Here is a 26,444-nt window from a genome sequence, read left to right as displayed (position 1 = left end):
GGTCAGTCCGGCGGCAGCGGCTGTTCCGCCCAGATGGTCTTGCCGCTGCCGGTCTGCCGGCTGCCCCAGCGCTGGGTGAGCTGCGCGACGAGGAGGAGTCCGCGTCCGCCCTCGTCGTAGGCGTGGGCGCGCCGCAGGTGCGGTGAGGTCGAACTGCCGTCGGACACCTCGCAGATGAGGGCACGGTCACGGATCAGGCGGAGCTGGATGGGCGGTTCGCCGTACCGGATGGCGTTGGTGACGAGCTCGCTGACGACGAGTTCGGTGACGAAGGCCTCCTCGTCCAGCCCCCACGCGGTGAGTTGCTCGGTGGCGGCCTGCCGGGCCCCGGCCACGTGCGCGGGGTCGGGTTCGATGTCCCAGGTGGCGACGCGGTCGGCGCCCAGCGCCCGGGTGCGCACCAGCAGCAGGGCCACGTCGTCGCTGGGCTCATCCGGCATCACGGCCTTCAGCACCGCGTCGCACAGCGCGTCCAGCGACTCGACGGACGTGGTGAGCGCGCGGCACAGTTCGGCGGTGGCGTGGTCGACGTCGCGGTCCCGGTCCTCGATCAGGCCGTCCGTGTACAGGGCGACGGTGGCGCCCTCGGGCAGCTCCAACTCCACTGCCTCGAAAGGGAGTCCGCCGACGCCGAGCGGTGGTCCCGCGGTCATGGGGACGAGGCTCGCGGTCCCGTCGGGCAGCACGACGGCCGGCGGCGGATGCCCGGCGGCGGCCATCGTGAGGCGGCGCGAGACCGGGTCGTAGACGGCGTAGAGGCAGGTGGCGCCGAGTTCCGCGACCTCGTCGGCGGTGTCGTCCGTGGCGAGGTGGGTGACCAAGTCGTCGAGGTGGGTGAGGAGTTCGTCGGGCGGGAGGTCCACGTCGGCGAGGGTGCGGACGGCCGTGCAGAGGCGGCCCATGGTCGCCGAGGACGGGATGCCGTGGCCGACGACGTCGCCGACGACCAGGGCGACCCGGCTGCCGGACAGCGGGATCACGTCGAACCAGTCGCCGCCGATGCCCGCGAGCGACCCCGAGGGCAGATAGCGGTGGGCCACCTCGACCGCCGCCTGCCCGGGCAAGTCCCTTGGCAGCAGGCTGTGTTGGAGGGCGAGCGCGGTGGAGCGCTCGCGGGCGAAGCGGCGCGCGTTGTCGATGCAGACGGCGGCCCGGCTGGCCAACTCCTCGGCGAGTACGGCGTCGTCGGCCGCGTAGTCGTCCGGGTGGGCCATGCGGACGCCCACCGCGACACCGAGCGTGGTGCCCCGCGCCCGCAAGGGCACGGCGATCATCGAGTGGACGCCCTTGCGGTGCGGAATCCCTTCGGGAGAGCGGGCGTTGCGGTCCTCGACCCAGCGCACGAAGTCGGGTTCACCGGCCTGACTGCGCACCGCCCGTCCCTCGCGCAGGGCCCGCACGGGCGGCGAGGACGGCTCGTAGACGTCCGTCTGTCCCAGGCGTACGACGGCGCCCGGTGTGCCCTCGGCGACGGAGCCGTGGGCGACCCGCCGCAGCACGATCTCACCGTCGGGGGTCGGTGGTTGTTCGTCCGCGCCGAGTACCCACGGGAGCAGGTCGACGCTGGCGAAGTCGGCGTAGCGCGGCACGAGGATCTCCACGAGTTCCTCGGCGGTGCGGACCACGTCGAGGGTGGTGCCGATGCCGGCGGCCGCCTCGTTCAGGAGGGCGAGACGCTGCTGGGCGAGGTACTGCTCGGTGCTGTCGAACGCCGCGAGGGCGACCCCGGTCACCCCACCGGAGTCGTCCTTGAGGGGCCACATCTCGATGCTCCAGGCGTGCTCCCGGTTCAGGGCCGGAGCGCCCGCCCAGCTGTTGTAGCGGACCGGTCTGCCCGTCTCGGCGACCAGGCGCAGGTTGTTCAGGAAGCTGTGGCTGTGCTCGGCGTCCTCGACGCTCTCCGGGAAGAACCGGCCGATCAGGACGTCCTCGGGAACGCCCATCACCCGGCAGGCGACGTCGTTGAGACGGAGGTAGCGCTGCCCGGTGTCGAAGACGGACAACGACATCGACGCCTGCTGGAAAGCCTGCTCCGCCAAAGAGGGCGCGGTCACGGGTTCGGCGGTAAGGACGTATCCGTCCGGTGTGCCGTCCGCGCCGAGCACCGGGCAGGCCTTCACCGTGAGCGGGAGCGGGGTTCCGTCCCGGTGTCGTAGCACCAAGGGGCCCGCGAGGGCGGCCAGGGCCGTGATGGAGGGGGGTTCGGCGAGCAGTGCCGCCACCGACCGGCCCACGGCCTCCTCGGCCGGGTATCCCGTCAGTGTCCGGGCACCGTCGCTCCACCCCGTCACGATGCCTCGGGCATTGATGACCGCCGTGGCGGAGGCCTGCTCCATATCGTCCAGGATGGTCCCTATACCGCGCGGCAACAACCGCGGTACGGCATTTGTGACCCCCGGATCACTTCCGGTGGGCGCGGAGGGCGGCGAGGGCGCGGTCGGCGTGGGTGTTCATCCGCAGTTCGCTGGAGACGACCTCCAGGATCGTGCGGTCCTCGCCGATGACGAAGGTGGCCCGCTTGGTGGGCGCGAGCGAGAACCCGCGCTTCACTCCGAACCGCTCCCGGATCGTCCCGTCGGTGTCCGAGAGCAGCGGCATGCCGAGGGTGTGCTTCCCGGCGAACTCCTGCTGCTTGTCGACGGAGTCGCCGCTGATTCCGACCGGCCGCGCGCCGACGGCCGCGAACTCGGCGGCCAGGTCCCGGAAGTGGCAGGCCTCGGCGGTGCACCCGGCGGACAGGGCGGCCGGGTAGAAGAACAGCACCACGGGCCCCTCGGCGAGCAGTTCCGTGAGGCTGCGTTCGGCGCCGGTCTCGTCCGGCAGCGTGAAGTCCTCGACCTTGTCACCGACGTTCAGGCGTCCCGTCATGACCGTCCCTCCCCATTCTTCGCGACATTGCGTGCCCACAGTACGAGAGGCACCTGCAGGGGCAGCCGCCCGTATGCCGCCGCCTTCTGCGGGGTCGGCCGGTCCCGCCAGTCCAGCGCCATCTTCACGTTGGCGGGGAAGACGCCCACGAAGAAGCCCGCCGCGGCCAGCGCGGCCGTACGCCGGGTGCGCGGCACCGCGATCCCGGCGGCCAGCGCCAGTTCGACGACACCGCTCGCGTACGTCCAGGTCCGGGGCGACCCCGGCAGGGCACGCGGGATCGTCGCGTCGAACTGCTTCGGCGAGGCGAGATGGGCGACCCCCGCGGTCGCCAGCAGACCGGCGAGCAGCAGCGACGAGCGTTCGGACCGTGGCACGGTTCCTCCTCATGGTGACCTGCCGCGCGATGTTACTCCACGGTAGGCGGGCGGTGGCGGTTGACCTTGCCCAAAGGTGAGACCCGACGGTCGTGCGGAGACGAACGAGAGGAACCCGCATGAACGCGCGCTGTCTGATCCTCGACATCGGCGGTGTCCTGGAACTGACGCCCCGGACCGGCTGGCTCACCCGCTGGGACGAGCGCCTCGGACTCCCTCCGGGGACGGCGGACGAGCGGCTGACCGACGTCTGGGAGGCCGGAGAGATCGGGGCCATCACCGAGAACGAGGTGCGCGAGCAGGTCGCCGCCCGGCTCGGCCTCGGCCCGGTGGACACCGAGTCGTTCCTGGCGGACCTGTGGGGCGAGTACCTGGGCACCCCGAACACCGAGCTCATCGACTACGTGGCGGGGCTGCGCCCGGGCTGCCGACTGGGCATTCTCAGCAACAGTTTCGTGGGCGCCCGCGAGCTGGAGACGGCGGCGTACGGCTTCGACCGGCTGGTCGACGAGGTCGTCTACTCGCACGAGACCGGCGTCCGCAAGCCCGACCCCCGGGCCTTCGCCATCACCTGCACCCGGCTCCAAGTGCGGCCCGGCGACTGCCTGTTCGTCGACGACTTCGCCCCCAACGTCGAGGCCGCCCGCGCCGCGGGGATGCGGGCGCACCTGTTCGAGGACAACGCCGGCACGATCGCGCGGATCACCGCACATCTGGACCCTACAGTTTCGGTCTGACCTTTGATATGTTTCGCAACCGGAACCGGAGAAGGGTCCGCATTCCATGGACTTTGAGCTGACCGAGGACCAGGAAACGATCCGCAAGTCCGTCGCCGGACTGCTGCGCGACTTCGACGACCAGTACTGGATGGAGAAGGACCAGGCGCACCAGTTCCCGACGGAGTTCTACGACACCGTCGCGGGCGGCGGCTGGCTCGGGATCACGATCCCGGAGGCGTACGGCGGCCACGGCCTCGGCATCACCGAGGCCAGCCTGCTGCTCGAAGAGGTGGCGCGGTCGGGCGGCGGCATGAACGCGGCCAGCGCGATACACCTGTCCATCTTCGGCATGCATCCGGTGGTGGTGCACGGCTCAGAGGAGCTGAAGCGCCGCACCCTCCCGCGCATCGCCGACGGCGACCTGCACGTCTGTTTCGGCGTCACCGAACCGGGCGCGGGACTCGACACCGCGAGCATCACGACGTACGCACGACGCGACGGCGACCACTACGTCGTCAACGGCCGCAAGGTGTGGATCTCCAAGGCGATGGAGTCGGAGAAGATCCTGCTGCTGACCCGCACCAGCAAGACCGACGAGGTCGCCAAGAAGACCGACGGGATGACCCTCTTCCTGACGGACATCGACCGCGACCGGATCGACATCCGCCCGATCACGAAGATGGGCCGCAACGCCGTCACCTCGAACGAACTCTTCATCGACGACCTGCGCATCCCGGTCGAGGACCGCGTCGGCGAGGAGGGCCAGGGCTTCCGCTACCTCCTCGACGGCCTCAACCCGGAGCGCATGCTGATCGCCGCGGAGGCCCTCGGCATCGGCCGCGCCTCGCTCGACAAGGCGGTGCGGTACGCCAAGGAGCGTGTCGTCTTCGACCGCCCGATCGGCATGAACCAGGGCATCCAGTTCCCCCTCGCGGACTCCCTGGCCCACCTCGACGCCGCCGAACTCGTGCTGCGCAAGGCGACATGGCTGTACGACAACGGGAGGCCCTGCGGGCGGGAGGCGAACACGGCCAAGTACCTGTGCGCAGACGCCGGGTTCACGGCCGCGGACCGGGCCCTGCAGACCCACGGCGGCATGGGCTACTCCGAGGAGTACGGCGTGTCGCGCTACTTCCGCGAGGCCCGCCTCATGCGCATCGCACCGATCAGTCAGGAAATGATCCTGAACTACCTGGGATCACACACGCTGGGACTCCCGAGGAGCTACTGAATGACCGACAGCACAGGGCTGTTCGACCTCACGGGCCGGTCGGCGCTGGTCACCGGCGCCGGGGGCGGCATCGGTTCCGCGGTCGCCGAGGCGCTGGCGCGCGCGGGAGCCGCGGTGCTGGTGACCGACGTCGACGAGTCGGCCGCGGCGGCCGTCGCGGGGAAGATCAACGCCGCGGGCCTGACGGCGGGCAGCGCCGCACTCGACGTACGGGACCGGCCCGCGGCCGACGCGGCGGTGGCACGCGCGGCGGCGCTCGCCGACGGGACGCTGCACATCCTCGTCAACAACGCCGGGGTCATCGCCCCGGCCATGTTCGACAAGCTGGAGGAGGAGGCGTTCCGGCGCGTCCTCGACATCCATGTGATGGGCACGTTCCACTGCGCGCAGGCCGCGCTGCCGTTCCTGCCGGACGACGGCACGGGGCGGATCATCAACGTCACGTCGTCGGCGGGTCTGGTCGGCACGCTCGGGCAGGTCAACTACTCGGCCGCGAAAGCCGGGATCATCGGCCTGACGAAGTCCCTGGCCCGCGAACTGGCGCGCCGGCGCGTCCTCGTGAACGCCCTGGCTCCGCTGGCCGCCACGCCCATGACGGAGACCATCCGCACCAACGAGAAGTTCTCGGCCCAGATGCTCGCCCGTATTCCGCTGGGCCGGTGGGCCGAGCCGGCGGAGATCGCGGGCAGCTTCGTGTTCCTCGCCTCGGACGCGGCCTCCTTCATCACCGGGCAGGTCCTGCCGGTGGACGGCGGCATGGTGATGTGAGGAGCGGGGCGCGGGGAGTACGGCGTGGTGATGTGCCGACGGCCGTGCGGGCTGTGCGGGCTGTGCGGCGCGGTGATGAGCCGGGCGCCGTACCGCCTGCGCGGCACGGTGATGTGACAGGCGGCGCGCGTGCTGTGTTGAATGGTTCAGCCAAAGAGGCCGAAGAGCGCGGCCTGCGACGAGAGGCCTGAACCTGTGCAGAGCGCCGAGCACCCTTCCCGCACCCTCCGAGGGCGCGCTACGGCCGGTGAGCCCCGGCCGCGCTTCGACACGCTCACGGTCCCGAAGGCGTCGGACGTGCTGGCGGCGGAGGTGCGGGAGCGCATTCTCTCCGGGGAGTTCACGGAGGGCACCGCGCTGCCGCCGGAACGGCAACTGGTCGAGCAGACGGGACTGAGCCGGGCGACGGTGCGCGAGGCGCTGCGCATCCTGGAGGTCGAACGGCTGCTGGAGATCAGGCCGGGGCGCGGGGGCGGCGCCTTCGTGCACCGGCCGGGGCGCGAATCCCTCGCGAACACCGTGCGGTTGGTGATCCGGGGGCAGCGCATCCGGCTGGAGGACCTGCACGAGACCCGGGAGGCGATCGAGCCCGCGTGCGCGGCACTGGCGGCCAGGCGCCGCACGGACGCCGATCTCGCGGAGTTGGACGACGCCCACACGGACCTCGTCTCGGCGGGCGAGGACATCCAGCGTTTCCTGCGCGCCAACATCCGCTGGCACAACGCCGTGGCGCGGGCCGGCGAGAACGAGCTTCTCATCGGGTTCATGAGCGCTCTCTCGCAGTCGATCCACGCGGCCACCAACATCGAGCAGTTCATGGACGCGGACATCCGCAAGCTCACCGCCCGAGCGCACGCCCGGATCACCGAGGCGATCCGGGACCGCGACAGCGAGGCGGCGACGCGCCGGATGACGCGCCATGTGTGCGGCTTCGCGCGGGCCGCCGCCGAGGTGGACCACCGGGACGGCGTGGAGCTCACCGATCCCGAGAACTGATCCCATCGAGCGCGAGAATGTGATTCTCTTCTTCGTGCAACACCATTGACAGTATCGGTCTGACCTTTAATACCATCCCGGTATGAGCAAGGTGCCTCCCGTGCTGACCGTGGCCGCCGACGGAGACGTCCGCATCGTCACCCTGAACCGCCCCGACCGGCTGAACGGCGTGTCCGAGGAACTGCACCGCCGCCTGTCGGAGGTGTGGCGCGAGTTGGCGGACGACACCAAGGCCAGGGCAGTCGTCCTCACGGGCGCGGGCCGCGCGTTCAGCGCGGGCGGCGACTTCGACCATCTCCTACGGCACCACACCGACCCGGAGCTGCGGGAGCGGTCGATCCGCCTCGACCGCACCATCCAGACCGAGATGATCCGCTTCCCGCTGCCGGTGATCGCCGCCGTCAACGGCCCCGCGGTGGGCCTGGGTTGCAGCCTCGCCCTGGCCTGCGACCTGGTGCTGATAGCCGAGGACGCCTACTTCGCGGACCCGCACATCTCGGTGGGCCTGGTGGCCGGCGACGGCGGGGTCACCCTGTGGCCGATGCTCACCAGCCTGCTGCGCGTGAAGGAGTACCTCTTCACCGGGGACCGTATCCCCGCCCCCAAGGCGGTCGAACTCGGCCTGGCCAACCGCACAGTCCCGCCCGACGACCTGATGGGCGAGGCGCTCACCCTGGCCCACCGCCTCGCGGCACAGCCCGCCGAGGCCCTCCGCGCCACCAAGCTGGCCCTCGCGGCGGTCGTCGAGCAGGTGTCACGCGGCGGCATGGAGGCCGCGCTGATGGCCGAGCGGGCCACGATGACCAGCCCGGACCACATCCGCATCATCACCGAACTCGCGGCCCGCGCCGAACGGCGCGCCAACCCCCCTGAGGAGAACTGAGCGTGGACCGCGAGGAGTTCGTCCTGGTCCGCGACATGGTGCGCTCACTCGCGACCCGGTCCGGCGTGACCTCGGCGGACGAGGTGAAACCGTCCACCCGAACAGCCGCCCAACAGGCCCTGGACGACATGGGTTTGGCGGATCTACGGCGCACCTCTCCCCCGGCGGCGACCGCCCAGGAGTGCGCGCTGCTCGCGGAGGAACACGGCCGCCGCCCCCTCACGACGTCGCTGCTCGGCACGGTCCTACTGGCCCCGGAGTTGCTCCGCCTGCTCGGCGCCGACACCTCACCCGGGACTCCCACCATCGCGCTCACCCGCGAACTCCGCTTCCCGGGGCGGACACCGACAGATCTCGCCGCCTGGGACAGCGAGGGAGCCGACAGCGCGCTCTGCGTCACCGCCGAAGGGACGGTCACCCGGGCCGAGTTGGGCCCGCCGGCACCGAGCGCGGACCTCGTGCGCTCAGTGCGTGCTGTGCCGCCCGACGCCCCCGTGGAGTCCGTCGGCCGTCTCGCCCCACCCGACCAACTCCGCTGGCAGGCCTACGCACTAGTCGTCGTGACCGCCGAACTCGTCGGCGCGGCGGGCTCGTTCGTGGAGCAGGCGGTCGAATACGCCCGCGTCCGCCGCCAGTACGGGCAGGCGATCGGCTCCTTCCAGGCCGTACAGCACCTCCTCGCGGACGCGACCGTCCTGGTGGAGGCGTGCACCAGCGTCACGCGCTACGCGGCCTGGTGTCTCGACAACGAGCCTCCGGAGCGCGCCCTGACGGCGGCACGTGTTGCGAAGGCGGAGGTCAACTCCTCGGCGCTGGAGGCGGTTTACGCGGGGATGCAGGTGTTCGGCGGTATCGCCCAGACGTGGGAGCACATCGCGCACCTGTATCTGCGCAAGGTGCGGCTGGGCGCGACGCTGCTCGCCACGACGGACGAACTGCTCGCCGCGCTGGCCGTACCGGAGGTGACGCGATGACCGACACCCCTCTGGACTTCGGCGACCCGGCCGATCTGGACCGACTGCGGCGGGAGTTCCGCGCCTGGCTGGCCGAACACCCGCTCCCCGAACGGCAGTCGGGCGAGCCGGTACCGGTCTTCCTGCGCCGCTGGCACCGGTTGCTGCACTCCGGCGGCTGGGTCGGCCTCGACGTCCCGGAGCGCTACGGCGGCCGGGGCCTGACCGCGCTGCACCAGGTGGCGATCAGCGACGAACTGGGCGCCTGCCGGGCCCCGGGCGTCCCCCGGATCGGCTATCTCGCCCACGCGCTGCTGGAGTTCGGCTCGGAGGAGCAGCGACTCCGGTTCCTGCCACGGATGTTGGCGGGTGACGAGGTGTGGTGCCAGGGCTTCAGCGAGCCGGGTGCCGGTTCGGACCTGGCGGGCATGAGCACCTTCGCCGCGCGACACGACGGCTTCTACATCGTGCGCGGACAGAAGCTCTGGACGAGCTACGCCCAGTACTCCGGGCTGTGCCTGCTGCTGGCCCGCACGGACCGCGCGGCACCGGCCCACAAGTCGATCTCGGCGTTCGTCCTGCCCCTGGACCGACCCGGCGTGACCGTACGGCCGCTGCGCGCGGCCAACGGCGACGACGAGTTCTGCGAACTGTTCCTGGACGACGTCCGCATCGAGGAGTCCGAACGCATCGGCGCCGAGGGCGTCGGCTGGGCGCTGGCGATGACGACGGTGTCGTACGAGCGCAACGCCCTCGACACCGGGCACATCTCGAAGTACGGGCTGCTCGTCGAACGGCTGCGGCGCCACGCCGCGGAGCATCAAGGGAGCCTGCCCGAGGGGCTGTTGTCGCGGATCGGCCGGTGTGTCGTGGACTACGAGGTGCTGGTGGCGCACGCCCGCCGCCGTACCGCCGAACGTCTCGCCGGGCAGGTCGCGGGACCGGAGTCGTCCGTGGACAAACTGCTGATGACGAGGACCGAACAGCGGCTCTACGACACGGCGCTTGAGGTGTTCCCGGCCGAACTGTCCGGAGTGGGGGGCGAGTTGTTCAGCGACTACCTGTACTCCCGAGCGGCCTCCGTCTACGGCGGCACCTCCCAGATCCAGCGGAACATCATCGCCAAGCGGATCCTGCATCTGCCCTTGAACGGTTAGCCCTGGAGCCAACTGATGCGCTACGACGACGAATTCCTGAGCATCCCGAACGTCATCAGACTGGCCGCCCGGCGCTTCGGCGACGCCACGGCGCTCATCGACGGTGACCGCCGGTGGACGTTCCGGGAGCTGGAGGAGCAGATGGTCGGCTCGATCCGCGCCGTCATGGCGCTCGGCGTCAAGCCGGGTGACCGGGTCGGGCTGTGCGCCCCCAACTCGGCGGAGTGGATCTTCGCCGCGCTGGGCATCCACGGCGCCGGAGCGATCCTGGTTCCGCTCAACACACGGTTCAAGGCGCAGGAGATCTCGTACATCCTGCGGAAGTCGGAGGCGGCGGCCGTGTTCGCCTCGCCCTTCCTGGGCAACGACTACATCGGCGAACTGCGGAAGGCCGATCCGGAACTGCCGGCTCTGCGGAAGACGGTGTCCGTGCTCGGTCCGCAGGGCGCGGCGGAACTCGCCTGGAACGACTTTCTCGGCGCGGGAGAACGCGTTTCCACGGCTGCGGCCCACAAGTCGATCGACCGGTTGACGCCGGACGACGTGTCCGACGTGATGTTCACGTCCGGCACGACCGGCCACCCCAAGGGCGTGATGCTCACTCACGGCCAGTCTCTGCGCGCTTACGGATGGATGGCGAAGGAGTACACCTTCGAGGCCTCCGACACCTTCCTGGTGATCCCGCCGTTCTTCCACTGCTTCGGCTACAAGGCGGGCTGGCTGGCCTCGCTCATGCACGGCGTGACCGTCATCCCCATGCCCGTCTTCGACGCCGGGCGCGCGCTGGACCTCATCGCACGGGAGGGCGTGAGCATTCTCCTCGGGCCGCCGACGATCTTCCACGACCTGGTCAACCACCCGGACCGTGCCGCGCACGACCTGTCGTCGCTGCGGGTCTCCATGACGGGCGGCACGACGATCCCGGAATCGCTGATCCGCGCCATGAAAACGGAGTTGTCGTTCGACATCGTGATGAGCGCCTACGGCCTGACCGAGTCGACGGCACTGGTGACCACGACCCGCGTAGGGGATTCCGAGGAGACGGTCGCCCACACCACGGGAAGCGCCATTCCCGGTGTCCAGGTGCGGATCGTCGCCGCCGACGGTCTCGACGTCCCGATCGGTCTCGACGGCGAGATCCTCGTCCGCGGCTTCAACGTCACCCGGGGCTACTGGGACGACCCTGACGCCACCGCCGCGACGATCGACGCCGAGGGCTGGCTGCACACCGGGGACATCGGGCGGCTCGACGACGACGGCAATCTGGCCATCGTCGACCGCAAGAAGGAGCTGTACATCGTCGGCGGCTTCAACGCCTATCCGGCGGAGATAGAGAAGCTGCTTCTCGGCTGCGAGAACGTCCAGCAGGTCGCCGTGATCGGGGTTCCCGACGAACGGCTCGGCGAGGTCGGCTGCGCCTTCGTCGTCGCGCCCTCGGGGCGGGCGCCGACCGAGCCCGAGGTCATCGCCTGGGCCCGCGAGCACATGGCCAACTTCAAGGTCCCCCGGCATGTCCGCTTCGTCGACCAACTCCCGCGCAACGCGAGCCAGAAGGTGCTGAAGGACGAACTCCGGGCACAGTTCACGGCCGCGAGCCGAGACGCGACGATCTGAGATGACGAGTTCTGACATGCCGCGTTCTGGAACGACGACGACAGGGCCGCTGGCCGGAATCACCGTGGTCGCGTTGGAGCAGGCGATCTCGGCTCCCATGTGCACCCGCACACTCGGTGACTTCGGCGCCCGTGTGATCAAGGTGGAGAACCCCAAGGGCGGCGACTTCGCCCGCCACTACGACGACGTGGTCAAGGGCCTGGGAGCGCACTTCGTCTGGGTCAACCGCGGCAAGGAGTCGGTCGCCCTGGACCTGAAGACACCCGGCGGCATGGGCGTCCTGCACCGCCTGCTGGAACGCGCCGACGTCCTCGTCTCCAACCTCACACCAGGCACCACGGCCAAACTCGGCATCTCTCCGGCCGACTTGACGACCCGTCACCCCGACCTCATCGCCGTCGAGATCGACGGATACGGCCCCGGCGGCCCCCTCTCCCACAAGCGCGCCTACGACCTCCTCGTACAGGCCGAGTCGGGCGCCTGCGCGGTTACGGGCCACCCCGGAGCGCCGGCCAAACCGGGGCCGCCGATGGCCGACGTGTGCAGCGGCCTGTACGCCGCCCTGTCGATCGTCGCGCTGCTCTGCGGCAGGGAACGCGGGGTGGGGCCCGCGGCCTCGTCCGTCGCGGTGAGCCTGTTCGACACGATGACGGAGCTGATGGGATATCCGCTCACCTACACCCAGCACTCCGGCATCGAGCAACAACCGCTCGGCATGAGCTCCCCCGCCGTCGCACCGTACGGCGCCCACCGCACCGCCGACGGCCACACCGTGGTCCTCGGCACCACGAACGACCGTGAATGGCAGCGCCTGGCACGGGAGTTGATCGACCGGCCCGACCTGGCGGACGACCCGCGCTTCCGGAGCAACGCCGGACGGGTGGAACACCGTGCCGAGTTGGAGCCGGGGATCTCCGCCTGGTGCGCCCGGCACGACCTCGCCGAGGTGCAGGACCGCGCGGACGCGGCCGGGATCGGCAACTCCCGCTACAACACGCCCAGCGACGTCATAGCCCACCCTCATCTGCAGGCCCGTGATCGCTGGCGCGAGATCGACACGCCGTCGGGTCCGGTCCCGGCGCTGCTGCCGCCCCCGGTCATCGCCGGGTACGACCCTCCGATGGGCGCGATTCCCGCTCTCGGCCAGCACACGGACGCCGTACTGGCCGAACTCGGCCTGGCGGACGAGGAGATCGCCGTTCTCCGGGCGCAGGGAGCCGTACGATGACCGCGCAGCCGGTGCTGCTGACGAGTGACGCCGAGGGCGTCCGGACACTCACCCTGAACCGACCCCACCGCAAGAACGCGATCGACGCCGAACTGTGGGACGCCCTGAGAACGACACTCTCCGCGGCGGGCGGCGACCGTACGGTGCGTGCGCTGGTCCTGACCGGTGCCGGGGACGCGTTCTGCTCCGGGGCCGACATCCGCAAGGGCGTCAGCAGCGAGCATCCCCTGTACCGGATGCGGACCCTGAGCGAGGTCACGCTGCTGCTGCACGAGTTGCCGATCCCCACCATCGCCAAGGTCAACGGCGTGGCGGTCGGGGCGGGTTGGAACCTCGCCCTGGGTTGCGACTTCGTCGTAGCGACTCCGGACAGCACGTTCTCGCAGATCTTCGCGCGGCGTGCCCTGTCCATGGACTGCGGCGGCTCGTGGCTGCTGCCGAAGCTGGTGGGGTTGCAGCAGGCGAAGCGGCTCGTGCTACTGGCCGAGACAATCGACGCCGAGGAGGCCCGCGCACTGAACCTGGTGACGTGGGTCGTGGACGCCGACAAGATCGACGCTTTCGTGGACGATCTCGCCGCCCGGCTGGTGGCCGGAGCGCCGGTCGCGCTCGCGCAGAACAAGGCGCTCCTCAATGAGAACGCGGATCGCACCCTGCGCGAGGCCCTTGCCGGTGAGGCGCGGGCGCAGGCCATGAACTTCGCCACGGCAGACGTCCCGGAGGCGTACGCCGCCTTCGTGGAGAAGCGTCCGCCGCTCTACACGGGGAGCTGGGCGGTGCCGGGAACAGCGGTGCCAGGAACAGGCGTCCCGACAGCTACGGAGGACACGTGACGCGTGAGGCAGTGGTGGTCGAGGCGGTCCGTACCGCCGTCGGCAAACGGAACGGCGGGCTGGCCGGAGTGCACGCGGCGGACCTTTCCGCCGTCGTCCTTCGGGCCCTTGTCGACCGCACGGGTCTCGACCCCGAGGTCGTCGACGACGTGGTGTGGGGCTGCGTCGGCCAGTTGGGCGACCAGTCGAGCAACATCGGCCGCTACGCGGTGCTGGCCGCGGGCTGGCCCGAGAGCATCCCGGGGACCACGGTGAACCGGGCCTGCGGATCCAGCCAGCAGGCACTGGACTTCGCCGCCCAGGCGGTCATGTCCGGCCAGCAGGACGTCGTGGTCGCGGGCGGCGTCGAGGTGATGAGCCGGATACCGCTCGGCGCCTCGCGGGCCGGCGGGATGCCGTACGGCCCTCAAGTCCTCGCCCGTTACGAGGGGTTCTCCTTCAACCAGGGCATCTCCGCCGAGAAGATCGCGCAGAAGTGGGGACTGGGCCGGGGTGTCCTCGACGAGTTCTCCGCGCTGTCGCACGAGCGCGCGGCGGCCGCGCAGGACGGCGGGGCGTTCGAGGCGCAGATCGTGCCGGTGCCTGTCGAGGGGAGTGCTGATCCGGTGACCGCCGACGAGGGCATACGGCGCGGCACCAGCGTCGACACTCTCGCGAGGCTGAAACCGTCCTTCCAGGAGGACGGGGTGATCCACGCGGGCAACTCATCCCAGATCTCCGACGGAGCCGCCGCCCTGCTGGTCACCACCCCCGAAAAGGCTCGGGAGTTGGGGCTGACGCCGATCGTCCGCTACCGCGCGGGCGTGGTCACCGGGTCCGACCCGGTCCTCATGCTGACGGGGCCGATCCCGGCGACGGAGAAGGTGCTCCGCAGGGCAGGCATCGGCCTGTCGGAGGTCGGGGTCTTCGAGGTGAACGAGGCCTTCGCGCCGATCCCGCTCGCCTGGCTGGCCGAGACCGGCGCGGACCCGGCGCTGCTCAACCCGCTCGGCGGCGCCATCGCGCTCGGGCACCCGCTCGGCGCGTCGGGCGCCGTCCTGATGACCCGGATGATCCACCACATGCGGGACCAGGGCATCCGCTACGGCCTGCAGACCATGTGCGAGGGCGGCGGCACCGCCAACGCCACCGTCGTCGAACTCGCTTCCTGACAGGGGATGTTGTGCGCCGAGACGTCTTCACCGACGACCACGAGGCGTTCCGCCGGCTCGCACGGGACTTCATCGCCAAGGAGGTGGTCCCCCACTACGCCGAGTGGGAGGAGGCCGGCCGGCTCCCCCGCGCCCTCTTCGAACAGCTGGGCTCGCTGGGCCTGTTGGGCACGGCCGTCCCCGAGGAGTACGGCGGCACGGGCCTCGCCGACTACCGCTACAACGTCGTCCTCCAGGAGGAATCGGCCCGCGCCTTGGTGACGTTGGGGACCGTGCGCACCCAACTGGACGTCGTTCTCCCGTACTTCCTCACCTACGCCGACCGGGATCAGCGCGAGCGCTGGTTCCCCGGCCTGGCCTCCGGGAAGCTGCTCACCGCCATCGCGATGACCGAGCCGGGCACGGGCTCCGATCTCGCGGGGATCCGTACGACGGCCGTACGCGACGGGGACTCATACGTTCTCAACGGCGCGAAGACGTTCATCACCGGCGGGCTTCTCGCCGACCTGGTGATCGTCGTGGCGCGTACGTCGACCGACCCCGACAACCGCCGCGCCGGGCTCACCCTACTGGTCGTCGAGGACGGTATGCCCGGCTTCACGCGCGGCCGGGTGCTGCACAAGATAGGCATCAAGGTGCAGGACACAGTGGAGTTGGCCTTCGACGACGTACGGGTCCCGGTCGCCAACCGGCTCGGCGAGGAAGGCGCCGCGTTCGGCTATCTGGGCAACAACCTGCCGCAGGAGCGGATGACGGTGGCGGTCGGCTCGGTCGCACAGGCACGAGCGGCCCTGGACACGACGATCTCGTACGTGAAGGAGCGCAAGGCGTTCGGCAAGACGGTCGCCTCCTTCCAGAACACCAAGTTCGAACTCGCCGCCGTGGCAGCCGAGATCGAGGCCGCGCAGGCGATGCTGGACCGCGCGGTGCTCGAACTCGTCGCGGGTGAACTGAGCGGATCCGACGCGGCCAAGGTCAAGCTGTTCTGCACCGAGATGCAGGCCCGCGCGGTCGACCGCTGCCTGCAACTGTTCGGCGGCTACGGCTACATGCTGGAATACCCCATCGCCCGGCTCTACGCGGACGCACGCATCACCCGCATCTACGCCGGGACCAGCGAGGTCATGAAGGTCATCATCGCCAAGTCCCTCGGATTGTGAGGCGGTTACGGTGCCGGACTTCTCCAGCAGGCCAGGTGTCGCGTTCGTGGCGGGCGGCTCGGGCGGGATCGGGGCGGCGATCGTCCGGCTCCTCGCCGAGCGAGGCAGCGACATCGTGTTCACCTACCGGGCCAACCAGGAGGCGGCCGACGCGGTGGCCGCCGAGGTCACGAAGCTGGGCCGTCAAGTCCGGTCGCTGTGCGTCGACTTGACCGACGAGTCCGCCACAGCCGAGGCCGTGTCGGAGGTGGGCGGTGGCATCCACACCCTCGTGTACGCGGCGGGCCCGCATGTACCGATGCGGCACCTGAGCAAGGTGACCCCGAGCGAGTACCGCGCCCAACTCGAGGGCGACGCCGTGGCGTTCTTCAACCTGGTGCATCCCGCGCTGCCGTTGCTGCGCGAGAGCCGGGGCAACATCGTCGCCGTCACGACCGTCGCCACCCGCCGTTTCCCGGTACGGGACGGGCTGTCGTCGGGCGCGAAGGGCGCGGTCGAGGCGGTCGCACGGGCTCTCGCCGCCGAGGAGGGCCGCTACGGCGTCCGCGTGAACTGCGTGGCACCCGGCATGCTCAACGACGGTATCGCCGGCCGTCTGATCAGCTCCGGCGAACTGGACGAGGCCGCACTCGCCGTCACCCGGCGCAACATCCCCATGCGCCGCTTCGGCGATGCGACCGACATCGCGGAGGCGGTCGCGTTCCTCGCCTCGGACCGGGCGGGGTTCATCACCGGGCAGGCGTTGGGAGTTGACGGCGGGTACAGCGTGTAGGTCACAGGGCGTCGATGCGCCGCCCGGCCACGTAGGCGGCGCGGACCAGTTCCCCGGACAGCGTGCGAAGGGCGTCGCGGAGCGGTACGTGGAGCAGGCACAGGTCGGCGGCCGACCCGACCGTCAACCGGCGTGTCCGCGCCGGGTGTCGGGGCTCACCGGTGAACAGCCGCAGCGCCGCCCGGGGTTGGAGTCGTTCCGCCTCGTCCCGTTCGGTCGCGGCCCGCATGACCGCCCAGGGGTCCGAGGTGCCGTACGGCGCGTCGGTGCCGGCGGCGAGCGGGACGCCCGCCTCGGTCAGGGTCCGGCAACGGTAGAGGTGGGGGCGGTCGTCGGCGTCCACGTCGGTGGCGTACGCGGCGCCCCGCTCGACCGGGAAATGGGGCTGGCTCACGATCGTCACCCCGAGCCGCCGTAGCCAGGGAATCGTCTCGGCCGGGATCACCGACCCGTGCTCGATCCGGTCTCCGTCGGCCGGTCCCACCTCGTCCAGGGCGAGCAGCGTCACCAGCAACTGCACCCGGGTCACACAGTGCACGGCGACCGGCCGGGGTCTGATCTCCCCTATGGTGCGGGCTAGTTGGGTGGGAGTGGGGAGTGTCGGATCGTCGAGCATCAGCTTCACGGGCTCGTCGACGCCCATCACCAGGAGCCGTTGCGGAAGGACCGCCAGCATCTGGGTGAGCCCGCTCGCGGGGTGCGGATCGGCGTTGGTGAACCCGGTGACGCCGAGCGCCGCGGCCCGCCGCCCAACACCCTCCAGATCCAACCGCGTTGGCGGCACAAGCCCCCGCAGCCGCTCGTCCTCGCGCCAGAACCGGCCGTCGCCATTCAGCCCGACCGCCCGCAGCGCGGCACTGTTCCACACCCAGAGCGCACCGGTCCGATGCTGCACCCGCACCGGCCGGTCCGGCGCGAGCGCGTCCAGCGCCCACCGGTCCAACTCCCCCGCGACGCTCTCGTGATAGCCGACCGCTCGTACCCACTCCCCCGACGACCCACCAACCAGGGCCGCCGCAAACGCCGTTCGGTCCCGCACGTCACTCGGCCCGACCCGCACGGAGGCGGCGTCGGCGGCCAGTGCCGCAAGGTGTACGTGGTGGTCGTGCAGGCCCGGCAGCAACGCAGCGCCCCGACCGTCCACGTCACCCGGTCCCGGCAGCCCGGTCCCGATCTCGGCGATCCGCCCGCCGTCGATCCGTACGTCCACCGCCGCCGCGTGGCCCTCGACCTCCACGTTTCTGATCAGCACGGCGGCTGGACCCCGGCCCGGGCGTCCGCGAGCGTCGCGGCGCAGGCCGCCATGGAGACGCAGAGCAGTTCTCCGCCTCCCGCGGCGAGGGAACGGGCCACGGCCTGGGCGGCGAACACGCCGGTGACGGGATCGGCGAGCGCGTCCCCGAGGAAGAGGGGGTCACCGTTCGGGTCGACTCCGGTCAGACCGCCGGCCGCGGAAGCGTCGTCTCCAAAAGCGATGCGGTCGTTCTCGCGTCCGTATCCGGTGATGCCGACCCACACCCTGCCGGGGCGGGCGGCGAGGAACTCCTCGGCGCGCAGGCCGAGTCGGCGCAGCGCGCGCGGCCGTGACGCCTCGATGACGACGTCGGCCTCGGCGACGATCTCGTCCAGCGCGCCGGGGGCGAAATCGACGACCAGGTTGTCGTGGCCGTCGTGCAGCCAGCGGTAGAAGGCGGGCGTCCCGAAGCGCGCACCGTCCGGTCGCGTCGCGCTCTCCACCTTCAGCACCCGAGCGCCCGCCAGCCCCAGCAACCGCGCGCACAGCGGCCCCGCCCAGAGCGCGGAGAAGTCGACGATCCGTATCTCCGCCATCGCGCGAGAGACACCCTTTTCGCCCCACCTCTCGGCGCGAACAGCAGGCCGTGCGCCTTGGGCCGATCCCGGTACCGCGGCGGCGATGCCGAGCAACTGTGCGGCCTCGACCACTTCGGCCGCCGTGACCCGCCGTACCGCCGCCTGCAGGCCCCCGCACTCCCCAGGCGAACCGAGCAACGCCAGCAGTGCCGGTACAGCGGCCAGGTCGTCGGGGCGGGCCAGGTTCACGGCGGCCCAGCCGTCAGCGGCCTGGAGGAGGTGGCAGGAACCGTTGGCGGAGGTCCTGGACGGACGCTCCAGGCCGGCCAGTTGGGCCCGTAGGAAGAGAGCCGTCGGCAAGTCGACCGGCACGCCCGTCAGATCCGTGAACGAGCGTGCGATGTCGGCCAGCGGGGTCAGGAACGGCTCGACGGAGTCCATCCAGTCGCGGAGAACGTGATTCTCCATGAGTCGAACCCCCTTCTCTCCCGAGGTGATCTCAAATTACACTCCGGTCCACGCCTGGAGGGAGATCACTGTGGAGTCGCCCTTCGTGATCGTCGACCTGAACCACGCCCCCGACGACCGATCCCCTGCGCATGAAACAGAACCGCCGGACCGGGACCGCGTCGTGATCGGCGTGGCGGCGAAACCCACCGATGCGGTGGCGGGCTTCGACATCCTGCTCACCGGGGTTCCCGATCCACCCAGGCCCTGGGTGGGGTGCGCGGATCCTCATGCCGCGGCCCGGCAGCTGGGTCACATCGTCGACAGCCGGCCCGCCGCAGCCGTCACGCTGGTGCAAGTGCTGCGGATGGGGAGCGGGCTCTCGATCCCCGACAGGCTGGTTCTCGAATCCCTCGCGTACTCGACGCTTCAGGGCGGAGCGGACTTCCGTTCCTGGCTGGCGGCTGCGCCCCGGCGTGCCCACCGCCCCGCCGAGAGTCCCGTACGGCTCGACCGTGACGGTCAGCGGCTGTCCATCACGCTGCACCGGCCTTGGGTGCGCAACGCGTTCGACGCGGCGACGCGGGACGCGCTGTGCGAGGCACTTCAGGTGGCCGTGGCTGACCCATCGATCAGCCGGGTCGACCTGTACGGCAACGGGCCGGCCTTCTGCAGCGGCGGTGACCTCGCCGAGTTCGGCACATCGCGTGATCCGGCGCGGGCTCATCTGGTGCGGGTGCATCGGAGTCCGGGTGCGCTGCTGCACCGTTGTGCCCCACGGGTGACGGCTCATCTGCACGGTGCGTGTGTCGGCGCGGGGATCGAACTCGCGGCGTTCGCGGGGCGGGTGGTCGCCGCGCCGGACACGGCGATCCGGTTGCCGGAGGTCGGGATGGGGCTGATTCCGGGCGCGGGCGGCACGGCGAGCATCCCGGTCCGGGTCGGCCGGGAGCGGACGGCGTATCTCGCCCTGTCCGGGGCGGAGTTGAGCCTCGGGGAGGCGCTGCGCTGGGGGCTCGTCGACGAGATCAGCGACAGGGAAGACGCGGCTACGGACCCTCAGCGCGCCTTCCACCGCTAAGGCACCGCGCGCTTCGCACCGGTGTTCCCGAGACCATCCCGCGGCCTCGGGGGAACACCGGAGTCGCGTTACCTCCCCGTCCAAACCGGGCTACGGCGTTCGGCGAAGGCTCGCGCCCCCTCCACCGCGTCGGCGCTTCTGAACACAGACTCGACCTCTTCCGGTTCGGCCCAACGGCGTTCTCGCATCAGCTTCTTGGTCATCGCGACGCCGAGAGGGCCGTTCTCGGCGATGCGTCCGGCCAGGGTCAGTGCCGTCTCCCGTACCTCGTCGGCCGGGACGGCGCGATTCACCAGGCCGAACTGCTTGGCGTCCGCCGCGGTGACGAGGTCGCCGGTCAGGCCCATCTCCAGGGCGACGGCCAGCGGGACCCGGTCGGCGAGGGTCGTACCGCCTCCGGCCGCGAACAGGCCTCGCTTCACCTCCGCGATACCCAGCTTGGCGTCCTCCGCGGCGACCACCAGGTCGCAGGCCAGGGCGAGTTCGAAACCGCCGGCGAGTGCCGAGCCGTTGAGGGCGGCGATGACCGGTGTGGTGATGCCCTCGCGGAAGAACCAGACCAGTCCGTCGAACTTGCCGCCGCCCTTCGCGAACGCCTTGAGGTCCATGCCGGCGCAGAAGACCGTTCCGGCACCCGTGAGGACGATCGCCCGGACCGCCGGGTCGGTGTCCGCTTCCCGGAGCACAGCTGACAGTTCGTCAATCAGTTCCGGGTTCAGGGCGTTTCGGGCCTCCGGACGGTTCAGGGTCGTCACGAGGACGGCGCCGACCCGTTCGGTGAGGACCAGGTCGCTCATCGGGCCGCCGCCACGGCCGCCCGGGCCTTGGAGCGGAACGCCTCCAACTTCTCGGCGGGCTCGATGAGTTGGTGGCTGCGGGAACGGGTGCTGACGTCGTGGCCCTCGGCCGCCTTGCGCAGGGCGCCCACGGTGGCCTGTTCGCGCGGGATGTGCGCGAAGGGGTCGAAGGAGTACCAGCGCATCGCGTTCTCGTAGGTAATCTTCCTGGCCTCGTCGTCGGGGACGTCACAGCTCGCCAGCACGTCGTGCAGTTGCTCGGGGGCGTCGGGCCACAGGGAGTCGCTGTGCGGATAGTCGCCCTCCCAGCAGATGTTGTCGATGCCGATGTCGTGGCGCAGCCGTACGCCCAGTTTGTCGGTGATGAAGCAGGTCAGGAAGTGCTCGCGGAAGACCTCGGAGGGGAGCTTGCCGCCGAAGTCCTGGAGGGTCCAGGTGGAGTGCATCTCGAAGGTGCGGTCGAGGCGCTCCAGGAAGTACGGGATCCAGCCCGTTCCGCCTTCCGAGAGGGCGATTTTCAGATTCGGGAACTGCTTGATCGGGGGCGACCAGAGCAGGTCCGCCGCGGCGGAGACGATGTTCATCGGCTGGAGCGTGATCATCACGTCGGGCGGCGAGTCGGCGGCCGGGACGGCGAGCCTGCCGGAGGAGCCGATGTGCACCGACATGACGGTGTCGGTGTCGGACAGCGCGCGCCACAGCGGGTTCCAGTACGGGTCGTGGAAGCTCGGGTAGCCGAGGACAGCGGGGTTCTCGGTGAAGGTGAGGGAGTGAACGCCCTTCTCGGCGACCCGGCGCACCTCCGCCGCGCACAGCTCCGCGTCCCAGATGGCGGGCAGCGCCATGGGGATGAAGCGTCCCGGGTAGGCGGCGCACCACTCGTCGATGTGCCAGTCGTTGTAGGCCCGTACGAGCGCGAGGGAGAAGTCCACGTCCTTGGTCGCGAACAGGCGGGCCGAGAACCCGGGGAAGGACGGGAAGTTCATCTGGGCGAGGATGCCGCCCGCATTCATGTCCTTGATCCGCTCGTGCACGTCGTAACAGCCGGGGCGGATCTCGTCGAGGCCCTGCGGTTCGACGCCGTACTCCTCCTTGGGCCGGCCGGCCACCGCGTTGAGTGCCGAGTTGGTGATGGTCGCGCCGCCGAACTGCCATACGTCGGTGCCGTCGTCCCGGTGGACCAGTTGGGGCGCGTCTTTCTTGTAGCGCTCGGGAAGGTGGTTCACGAACATGTCGGGGGGTTCGATGATGTGGTCGTCGACGCTGATGAGGATGAGGTCGTCGCGGTCCATGACGGCTCCTTACGGGGGTGGGTCGGTCAGTCGGAGGCGGGCAGCGGCTTGGCCGCCTTCAGGGTCATGGGGGCGCCGTCACAGGTGAGTTCGCCCGCGCCGGAGGCGGTGCAGAGCAGTTCGAGCGTCCCGGTGGTGTCGACGTACCGCTTGCCGATGAGGGTGGTGGTGCCGGCCGGTCCGGGCTTCGCCGGGGATGCGTCGGCCGCGCGGACCAACGGGCTGCCGCCGCAGGCCAGTTGGGGTTGTGCGGCGGCGGGAGCGCGGATGACGACCACGCGGGTGCCGCAGACGGTGCTGGCGAGTTGGTCACCGGGGCGCAGCGTCGGTGCCGGTGGGGTCATGGCGGAGGTCCCTTTCGAGCAGGCGGTCGGCGAGGAGTTCCACGTCGTAGGACTGACGGGCCATCCAGTACCGCAGGAAGCCGGTGAGCGAGTACCGCAGGAAGAGTGCGGAACCGACGACGCTCCCGGCGACCGCGGCCAGGCCGAGCGTGAGAGCGTCGTTCTGCACCAGCGGGTCGCTGGTGTCGTGCGAGATGAAGTAGGCGCACACGCCGAGGACGACGCCGATCGTCATGAGGGCGGCGCCCGCGCGCAGCCAGAGAACGGCCCTTCCGGCGGCCGGGTCCGGGATTTTCAGGACGGTGAGTTCGCGGACGAAGCGGTCCGCTCGCGTCTCGGTGGACGTCATGTGGAACTCCCCAGGTAGAGAGCGGACAGTTCGGCACGCAGGCCCCCGTCGGGGTGGCCCTGCCGTTCGACCCGGCCGCGTACGAGGACGGCGGCGTGGTCGCAGATGTCGAGGACTGCGGCAGCGAACTGCTCGACGACGAGCACGGCGACACCTTGGCGGGCGATCTCGCCGACCTGTTCGTAGAGCCGGCCGACGACCAACGGGGCCAGTCCCATGGAGAGTTCGTCGAGCAGCAGGACGGCGGGGTCGGTGGCGAGGCCGCGGGCGAGGGCGAGCATCTGCTGTTCGCCGCCGGAGAGGGTGCCCGCGGCCTGTCCGGCGCGCTGGGTCAGGACGGGGAAGCGGGCGAACGCGATCTCCTCGATCTCCTCGCGGCTGCGGCCGGTGAAGGTCATCATCAGGAGGTTGTCGCGGACGGACAGGTTCGGGAACACGCCTCGTCCTTCGGGGATGAGGCAGACCCCGGCGCGGGCCAGGTCGCGGGGGTCGGCGCCGGTCATGTCCCGCCCGCCGAGGACGAGTTGGCCGGATTCGACGGGGTGGACTCCTGCGGCTACGCGCAGGGTGGTGGTCTTTCCAGCGCCGTTCGGGCCGAGCAGCGCCACCACCTGTCCGGCGGCGACGTCGAGGTCGACGCCGTGCAGGACGGTGATGCGTTCGTGGGCGGCGCGGATGCCGCGCAGTTCGAGAAGTGCGCTCACGCGTCCCCCAGGTAGGCGGCGAGAACCGTTTCGTCGCTGCGGATCACCTCGGGCGGGCCGACGGCGATGATCTTGCCGAGGTCGAGGACGTACACCTCGTCGCAGACGGCCATCACGAGGCTCATGTCGTGTTCGACGAGGACGACGGCGGTTCCGTCGTCGGTGAGGGCGCGCAGGAGTTCCGCGAAGCGTTCGGTCTCCTCCGCGTCCTGTCCGGCGGCGGGTTCGTCGAGGAGAAGCACCTTCGGGCGGATCGCGAGCGCCCTTCCCACTTCGACGAGGCGGCCAACTCCCGTGGGGAGCGCGTCGGGTGAGGTGTCGGCGAGGTCGGTGAGACCGAGGCGGTGCAGGATCTCCGTGACGAGCCGGTCGGCGCGGCGGCGTTCGGGGCCGAGTTCGGCGGCGACGAGGAGGTTGTCGCGCACGCTGAGCCGGCCGAACAGTTCCAGGCGCTGGAAGGTACGGGCGAGTCCGTGCCGGGCGCGGGCGGAGGGCCGGGCCCGGGTGACGTCCCGGCCGTCCAGGTGGATCTGTCCCGAGGAGGGCCTGCGCAGTCCGGAGGCGACGTCGAACAGGGTGCTTTTCCCTGCCCCGTTGGGGCCGATGAGCCCGGTGACCCGGCCCCCCTCGGCGGTCAGGGCGACCCCGTCGAGAGCCCGGTTCCCGCCGAAGGAGACGGTCACTCCACTAACCTGCAGCGACGCCACGGGCCAGCACCTCCTCGTCCTCGGGGCGCCAGTCACGCCGTAGGCCCCACCACTCGACGGGGATCTCCGGTTCGACCGGAGCGGCCTGCCGGGCGCTCGCCCAGGCGCGGAGCGCGACGGCGAGAACGAGTGAACCGCCGTAGTACGTCCAGTCGTTGATGACGTCGGTGAAGCGCAGGGCCCAGGCCAGGGCGAGGGCGCAGAGCAGGGTCCACAGGGCGACGCGGTCGCGGGCGAGTGGTTCCCACTGGCGGCGGAAGCGGGAGACGATGCCGTCGGGATTGTGGCCGAGGCCGACGCCGGCGAGGCCGGGGAGCAGGGCGACCAGGTTCGCGGTGCCGGGGACGACGGCGATCAGGGCGTTCGTCGGGCCGACGAACGCGGTTCCGGCGAAGAGCCCGTTGCCGACCGCACCGAGTCCGCCGACCACGGCGACGAGGAAGATCGGCAGTCCTGCCACGAGGCTGAACTGGTCGGCGGTGACGGTGCGTTGCTGCATTCCGTACAGCGCCCCGCCGAGTCCGGCGATGCCGGAGGCGAGGGCGAACACGGCGACCTTGGCGACCAGCAGGTTGCCGCCGAGGGTGGCGTACGCGGCCTCGCTGTCGCGCAGGGCGATCAGCCGTCGGCCGAAGCGGCTGCGGCGCAGGGCCGCCACACCGATCGAGGCGAGCGCGAGGCAGACGGCGGCGAACACCATCAACTCCCGTCCGCTGTCGAGCCGGAGGCCGAACAGGTCGGGTCCGGTGGCGTCGACCGAGCCCTGGTCGAAGAGGGCGATCCGCACGCCGAGCACGTGGAAGGCGGGCAGGGTGAAGATCCATCGGTCGAGGATGACCGCGAACGCGGCGGTGCCCAGGGCGAGATACACGCCGGAGAGCCGCAGCGCGGGCAGGGCGACCAGGGCTCCGGCCACTGCGGAGACGACAATCGTGGCGCCGAGTGCCCACAGTTCGCCGTGGGCACCGAGGTGTGCCCAGACGACCGCGCCGATGCCGGCCATGCTCAGCTGGCACAGGGAGACCTGCCCGGCGTACCCGGCGAGCGGAACGTACGAGAGCGCCACCACGCCCAGCGAGAAGATCGCTCCGTAGGTGATCAGGTCGGCTTCTCCGAGCAGAGAGGCCAGTACCGCGCCGAAGGCGACGACCACCGCGGCGAACACGAGCGTGCCGCGCGCGCTCGGCACCGGGACGCGGGCCAGCCGTCGTTCACGGCCGCGCAGGCGTCGGTGCGGGAAGACCAACAGAGCGAGGAAGAGCAGCAGGGCGGGAGCGGCGAGCCGCAGTCCGGGAAGGTACTCGTTCTGCGGGAGGTAGCCGGTCAGGTAGCTCTCCATGCAGCCGACGACGACGGCGCCGAGGAAGGTGAGCGGCAGGCTGCGGAGCCTGCCGAAGACGGCCGCGGTGTAGGCGCTGACGATCAGCAGGGAGAGCTGGGCGGCGTCGAGGGTGACGGTCGGGGCGATCAAGATGCCGCCGATCGCGGCGAGTTGGGTGCCGAGGATCCAGGAGACGCGGCCCGCCCGGACCGGGTCGGCGCCGGTGAGACCGACCAGTGCCCGGTCGTCGACGGCCGCGCGCATCTCGGCTCCGGCGCGGGTGCGGTAGAGCAGGATGCGCAGGCCGACGGCGACGGCGACGGCCACCGCCATGGTGATGGCCTGGTGCCAGGTGATGACGGCCGGGCCGAGGTGGATGGGCTTGCGCGCGGCGAAGAACATCGGCAGGGGCCGCGCCACGTTGGGGTCCCAGATCCAGCGCGCGGCCGCGATGAGACCGCTGAGCAGCGCGACCGTCATCACCAGCCGTTCGGCTTCGCCGAGAGCCTGGACGGGCCGCAGCACGAACCGCTCCACGAGCAGTCCGAAGCCGGGGGCGAGCACGAGCAGCACCACGACCAGGGCGACCGGAACGGGCCAGCCCCAGCCGACGGTCAGCTGCCAGTACATGAACGCGGACAGCATGCCGGCCGCGCCGTGCGCGAAGTTGAACACGCCGGTGGTGGTGTAGGTGAGCACGAGCCCACTGCCGATGACGGCATAGATCGCGGCCGTGCTCAGGCCGACGATCCCGAAGGTGAGGAACTGGTCCATCGCGTCGGATCTCCCCTCTCCATCGCTGGAAACTAGCTTCTCATCTACGGAGAATCAACCATTCAGACAGAGACTGTTGACGTCGCCTCACCCACCATGGAAATCT

26 protein-coding genes are annotated in these 26,444 nt (G+C 70.7%); 14 read left to right on the top strand and 12 right to left on the bottom strand.

Features of this window, described 5'->3' with window-relative positions; translation table 11 throughout:
* Positions 1 to 2: 2 nt before the first annotated feature.
* From OO69_RS25000 to OO69_RS24990, 3 genes are all read right to left on the bottom strand, one after another.
* On the bottom strand, positions 3 to 2,336 hold the full coding sequence (locus OO69_RS25000; RefSeq protein WP_033282997.1) for a SpoIIE family protein phosphatase: 2,334 nt from the start codon (positions 2,334 to 2,336) through the stop codon (positions 3 to 5).
* Between the two features lie 64 nt (positions 2,337 to 2,400).
* Positions 2,401 to 2,868, bottom strand: coding sequence for a peroxiredoxin (locus OO69_RS24995; protein WP_033282996.1), 468 nt, complete (start codon positions 2,866 to 2,868; stop codon positions 2,401 to 2,403).
* Positions 2,865 to 3,245, bottom strand: coding sequence for a DoxX family protein (locus OO69_RS24990; RefSeq protein WP_033282995.1), 381 nt, complete (start codon positions 3,243 to 3,245; stop codon positions 2,865 to 2,867). The genes OO69_RS24995 and OO69_RS24990 overlap by 4 nt, the downstream gene beginning before the upstream one ends.
* 119 nt (positions 3,246 to 3,364) lie before the next feature.
* On the opposite strand from OO69_RS24990, the gene OO69_RS24985 reads away from it, so the two are divergent.
* The 13 genes from OO69_RS24985 (at position 3,365) to OO69_RS24925 (ending at position 16,710) form a co-directional block, all read left to right on the top strand.
* A complete protein-coding gene (locus OO69_RS24985; protein WP_033282994.1) occupies positions 3,365 to 3,982 on the top strand; it encodes an HAD family hydrolase in 618 nt (205 codons plus the stop codon).
* A gap of 46 nt (positions 3,983 to 4,028) precedes the next feature.
* On the top strand, positions 4,029 to 5,195 hold the full coding sequence (locus tag OO69_RS24980; protein WP_033282993.1) for an acyl-CoA dehydrogenase family protein: 1,167 nt from the start codon (positions 4,029 to 4,031) through the stop codon (positions 5,193 to 5,195).
* On the top strand, positions 5,196 to 5,963 hold the full coding sequence (locus OO69_RS24975; protein WP_033282992.1) for an SDR family NAD(P)-dependent oxidoreductase: 768 nt from the start codon (positions 5,196 to 5,198) through the stop codon (positions 5,961 to 5,963). It abuts the gene before it with no gap.
* Positions 5,964 to 6,158: 195 nt separating this feature from the next.
* Positions 6,159 to 6,959, top strand: coding sequence for a FadR/GntR family transcriptional regulator (locus OO69_RS24970; RefSeq protein ID WP_033282991.1), 801 nt, complete (start codon positions 6,159 to 6,161; stop codon positions 6,957 to 6,959).
* Positions 6,960 to 7,041: 82 nt separating this feature from the next.
* Positions 7,042 to 7,842 (top strand): enoyl-CoA hydratase/isomerase family protein, encoded by an 801-nt coding sequence (locus OO69_RS24965; protein ID WP_033282990.1) that lies wholly within the window; start codon positions 7,042 to 7,044, stop codon positions 7,840 to 7,842.
* A 2-nt stretch (positions 7,843 to 7,844) separates the two neighbouring features.
* Complete coding sequence (locus OO69_RS24960; RefSeq protein ID WP_033282989.1) at positions 7,845 to 8,816, top strand: acyl-CoA dehydrogenase family protein; 972 nt, start codon at positions 7,845 to 7,847, stop codon at positions 8,814 to 8,816.
* A complete protein-coding gene (locus tag OO69_RS24955; RefSeq protein WP_051801187.1) occupies positions 8,813 to 9,952 on the top strand; it encodes an acyl-CoA dehydrogenase family protein in 1,140 nt (379 codons plus the stop codon). The genes OO69_RS24960 and OO69_RS24955 overlap by 4 nt, the downstream gene beginning before the upstream one ends.
* A gap of 15 nt (positions 9,953 to 9,967) precedes the next feature.
* Complete coding sequence (locus OO69_RS24950; RefSeq protein ID WP_033282988.1) at positions 9,968 to 11,566, top strand: FadD3 family acyl-CoA ligase; 1,599 nt, start codon at positions 9,968 to 9,970, stop codon at positions 11,564 to 11,566.
* 16 nt (positions 11,567 to 11,582) lie between these two features.
* The gene (locus OO69_RS24945) at positions 11,583 to 12,794 is read left to right on the top strand and encodes a CaiB/BaiF CoA transferase family protein (RefSeq protein ID WP_033282987.1); all 1,212 of its coding nucleotides are present in this window, start codon (positions 11,583 to 11,585) and stop codon (positions 12,792 to 12,794) included.
* The gene (locus tag OO69_RS24940; RefSeq protein WP_033282986.1) at positions 12,791 to 13,627 is read left to right on the top strand and encodes an enoyl-CoA hydratase/isomerase family protein; all 837 of its coding nucleotides are present in this window, start codon (positions 12,791 to 12,793) and stop codon (positions 13,625 to 13,627) included. Before OO69_RS24945 ends, OO69_RS24940 begins: the two co-directional genes overlap by 4 nt.
* Positions 13,624 to 14,778 carry a thiolase family protein gene (locus OO69_RS24935; RefSeq protein WP_033282985.1) on the top strand — a complete coding sequence of 385 codons (1,155 nt, stop codon included), beginning with the start codon at positions 13,624 to 13,626 and terminating at the stop codon, positions 14,776 to 14,778. The genes OO69_RS24940 and OO69_RS24935 overlap by 4 nt, the downstream gene beginning before the upstream one ends.
* Positions 14,779 to 14,789: 11 nt before the next feature.
* A complete protein-coding gene (locus tag OO69_RS24930; RefSeq protein ID WP_033282984.1) occupies positions 14,790 to 15,938 on the top strand; it encodes an acyl-CoA dehydrogenase family protein in 1,149 nt (382 codons plus the stop codon).
* Positions 15,939 to 15,984: 46 nt separating this feature from the next.
* Positions 15,985 to 16,710 carry an SDR family NAD(P)-dependent oxidoreductase gene (locus OO69_RS24925; protein ID WP_033282983.1) on the top strand — a complete coding sequence of 242 codons (726 nt, stop codon included), beginning with the start codon at positions 15,985 to 15,987 and terminating at the stop codon, positions 16,708 to 16,710.
* 1 nt (position 16,711) lies between these two features.
* On the opposite strand, the gene OO69_RS24920 is transcribed toward OO69_RS24925, so the two are convergent.
* Together OO69_RS24920 and OO69_RS24915 are read right to left on the bottom strand one after the other, a co-directional pair.
* Positions 16,712 to 17,962, bottom strand: a complete 1,251-nt coding sequence (locus OO69_RS24920) for an amidohydrolase family protein (protein ID WP_033282982.1) — start codon at positions 17,960 to 17,962, stop codon at positions 16,712 to 16,714.
* Positions 17,956 to 18,990, bottom strand: a complete 1,035-nt coding sequence (locus tag OO69_RS24915; protein WP_234444521.1) for a CoA transferase — start codon at positions 18,988 to 18,990, stop codon at positions 17,956 to 17,958. Before OO69_RS24915 ends, OO69_RS24920 begins: the two co-directional genes overlap by 7 nt.
* 70 nt (positions 18,991 to 19,060) lie before the next feature.
* Here OO69_RS24915 and OO69_RS24910 point away from each other — a divergent pair, with 70 nt between their 5' ends.
* Positions 19,061 to 20,050 (top strand): enoyl-CoA hydratase/isomerase family protein, encoded by a 990-nt coding sequence (locus tag OO69_RS24910; RefSeq protein WP_051801186.1) that lies wholly within the window; start codon positions 19,061 to 19,063, stop codon positions 20,048 to 20,050.
* Positions 20,051 to 20,118: 68 nt separating this feature from the next.
* On the opposite strand, the gene OO69_RS24905 is transcribed toward OO69_RS24910, so the two are convergent.
* The 7 genes from OO69_RS24905 to OO69_RS24875 are packed head-to-tail and all read right to left on the bottom strand — an operon-like array spanning position 20,119 to position 26,338.
* Positions 20,119 to 20,847 (bottom strand): enoyl-CoA hydratase-related protein, encoded by a 729-nt coding sequence (locus OO69_RS24905; RefSeq protein ID WP_033282981.1) that lies wholly within the window; start codon positions 20,845 to 20,847, stop codon positions 20,119 to 20,121.
* Positions 20,844 to 22,139 (bottom strand): amidohydrolase family protein, encoded by a 1,296-nt coding sequence (locus OO69_RS24900; RefSeq protein ID WP_033282980.1) that lies wholly within the window; start codon positions 22,137 to 22,139, stop codon positions 20,844 to 20,846. The genes OO69_RS24905 and OO69_RS24900 overlap by 4 nt, the downstream gene beginning before the upstream one ends.
* Before the next feature lie 26 nt (positions 22,140 to 22,165).
* A complete protein-coding gene (locus tag OO69_RS24895) occupies positions 22,166 to 22,483 on the bottom strand; it encodes a hypothetical protein (protein ID WP_078652557.1) in 318 nt (105 codons plus the stop codon).
* Positions 22,449 to 22,832 (bottom strand): hypothetical protein, encoded by a 384-nt coding sequence (locus OO69_RS24890; RefSeq protein WP_033282979.1) that lies wholly within the window; start codon positions 22,830 to 22,832, stop codon positions 22,449 to 22,451. The genes OO69_RS24895 and OO69_RS24890 overlap by 35 nt, the downstream gene beginning before the upstream one ends.
* Positions 22,829 to 23,536, bottom strand: a complete 708-nt coding sequence (locus tag OO69_RS24885) for an ABC transporter ATP-binding protein (protein WP_033282978.1) — start codon at positions 23,534 to 23,536, stop codon at positions 22,829 to 22,831. Before OO69_RS24885 ends, OO69_RS24890 begins: the two co-directional genes overlap by 4 nt.
* On the bottom strand, positions 23,533 to 24,243 hold the full coding sequence (locus tag OO69_RS24880; RefSeq protein WP_033282977.1) for an ABC transporter ATP-binding protein: 711 nt from the start codon (positions 24,241 to 24,243) through the stop codon (positions 23,533 to 23,535). Before OO69_RS24880 ends, OO69_RS24885 begins: the two co-directional genes overlap by 4 nt.
* Positions 24,224 to 26,338: an ABC transporter permease subunit gene (locus tag OO69_RS24875; RefSeq protein WP_033282976.1), complete on the bottom strand. Its 2,115-nt coding sequence runs from the start codon at positions 26,336 to 26,338 to the stop codon at positions 24,224 to 24,226. Before OO69_RS24875 ends, OO69_RS24880 begins: the two co-directional genes overlap by 20 nt.
* Between the last annotated feature and the right edge of the window lie 106 nt (positions 26,339 to 26,444).

Source organism: Streptomyces sp. NRRL F-525, from assembly GCF_000716605.1.
Taxonomy (GTDB): domain Bacteria; phylum Actinomycetota; class Actinomycetes; order Streptomycetales; family Streptomycetaceae; genus Streptomyces.
The sequence above is the reverse complement of the archived record's forward strand: the minus strand, read 5'-3'. Positions and strand labels throughout refer to the sequence as shown.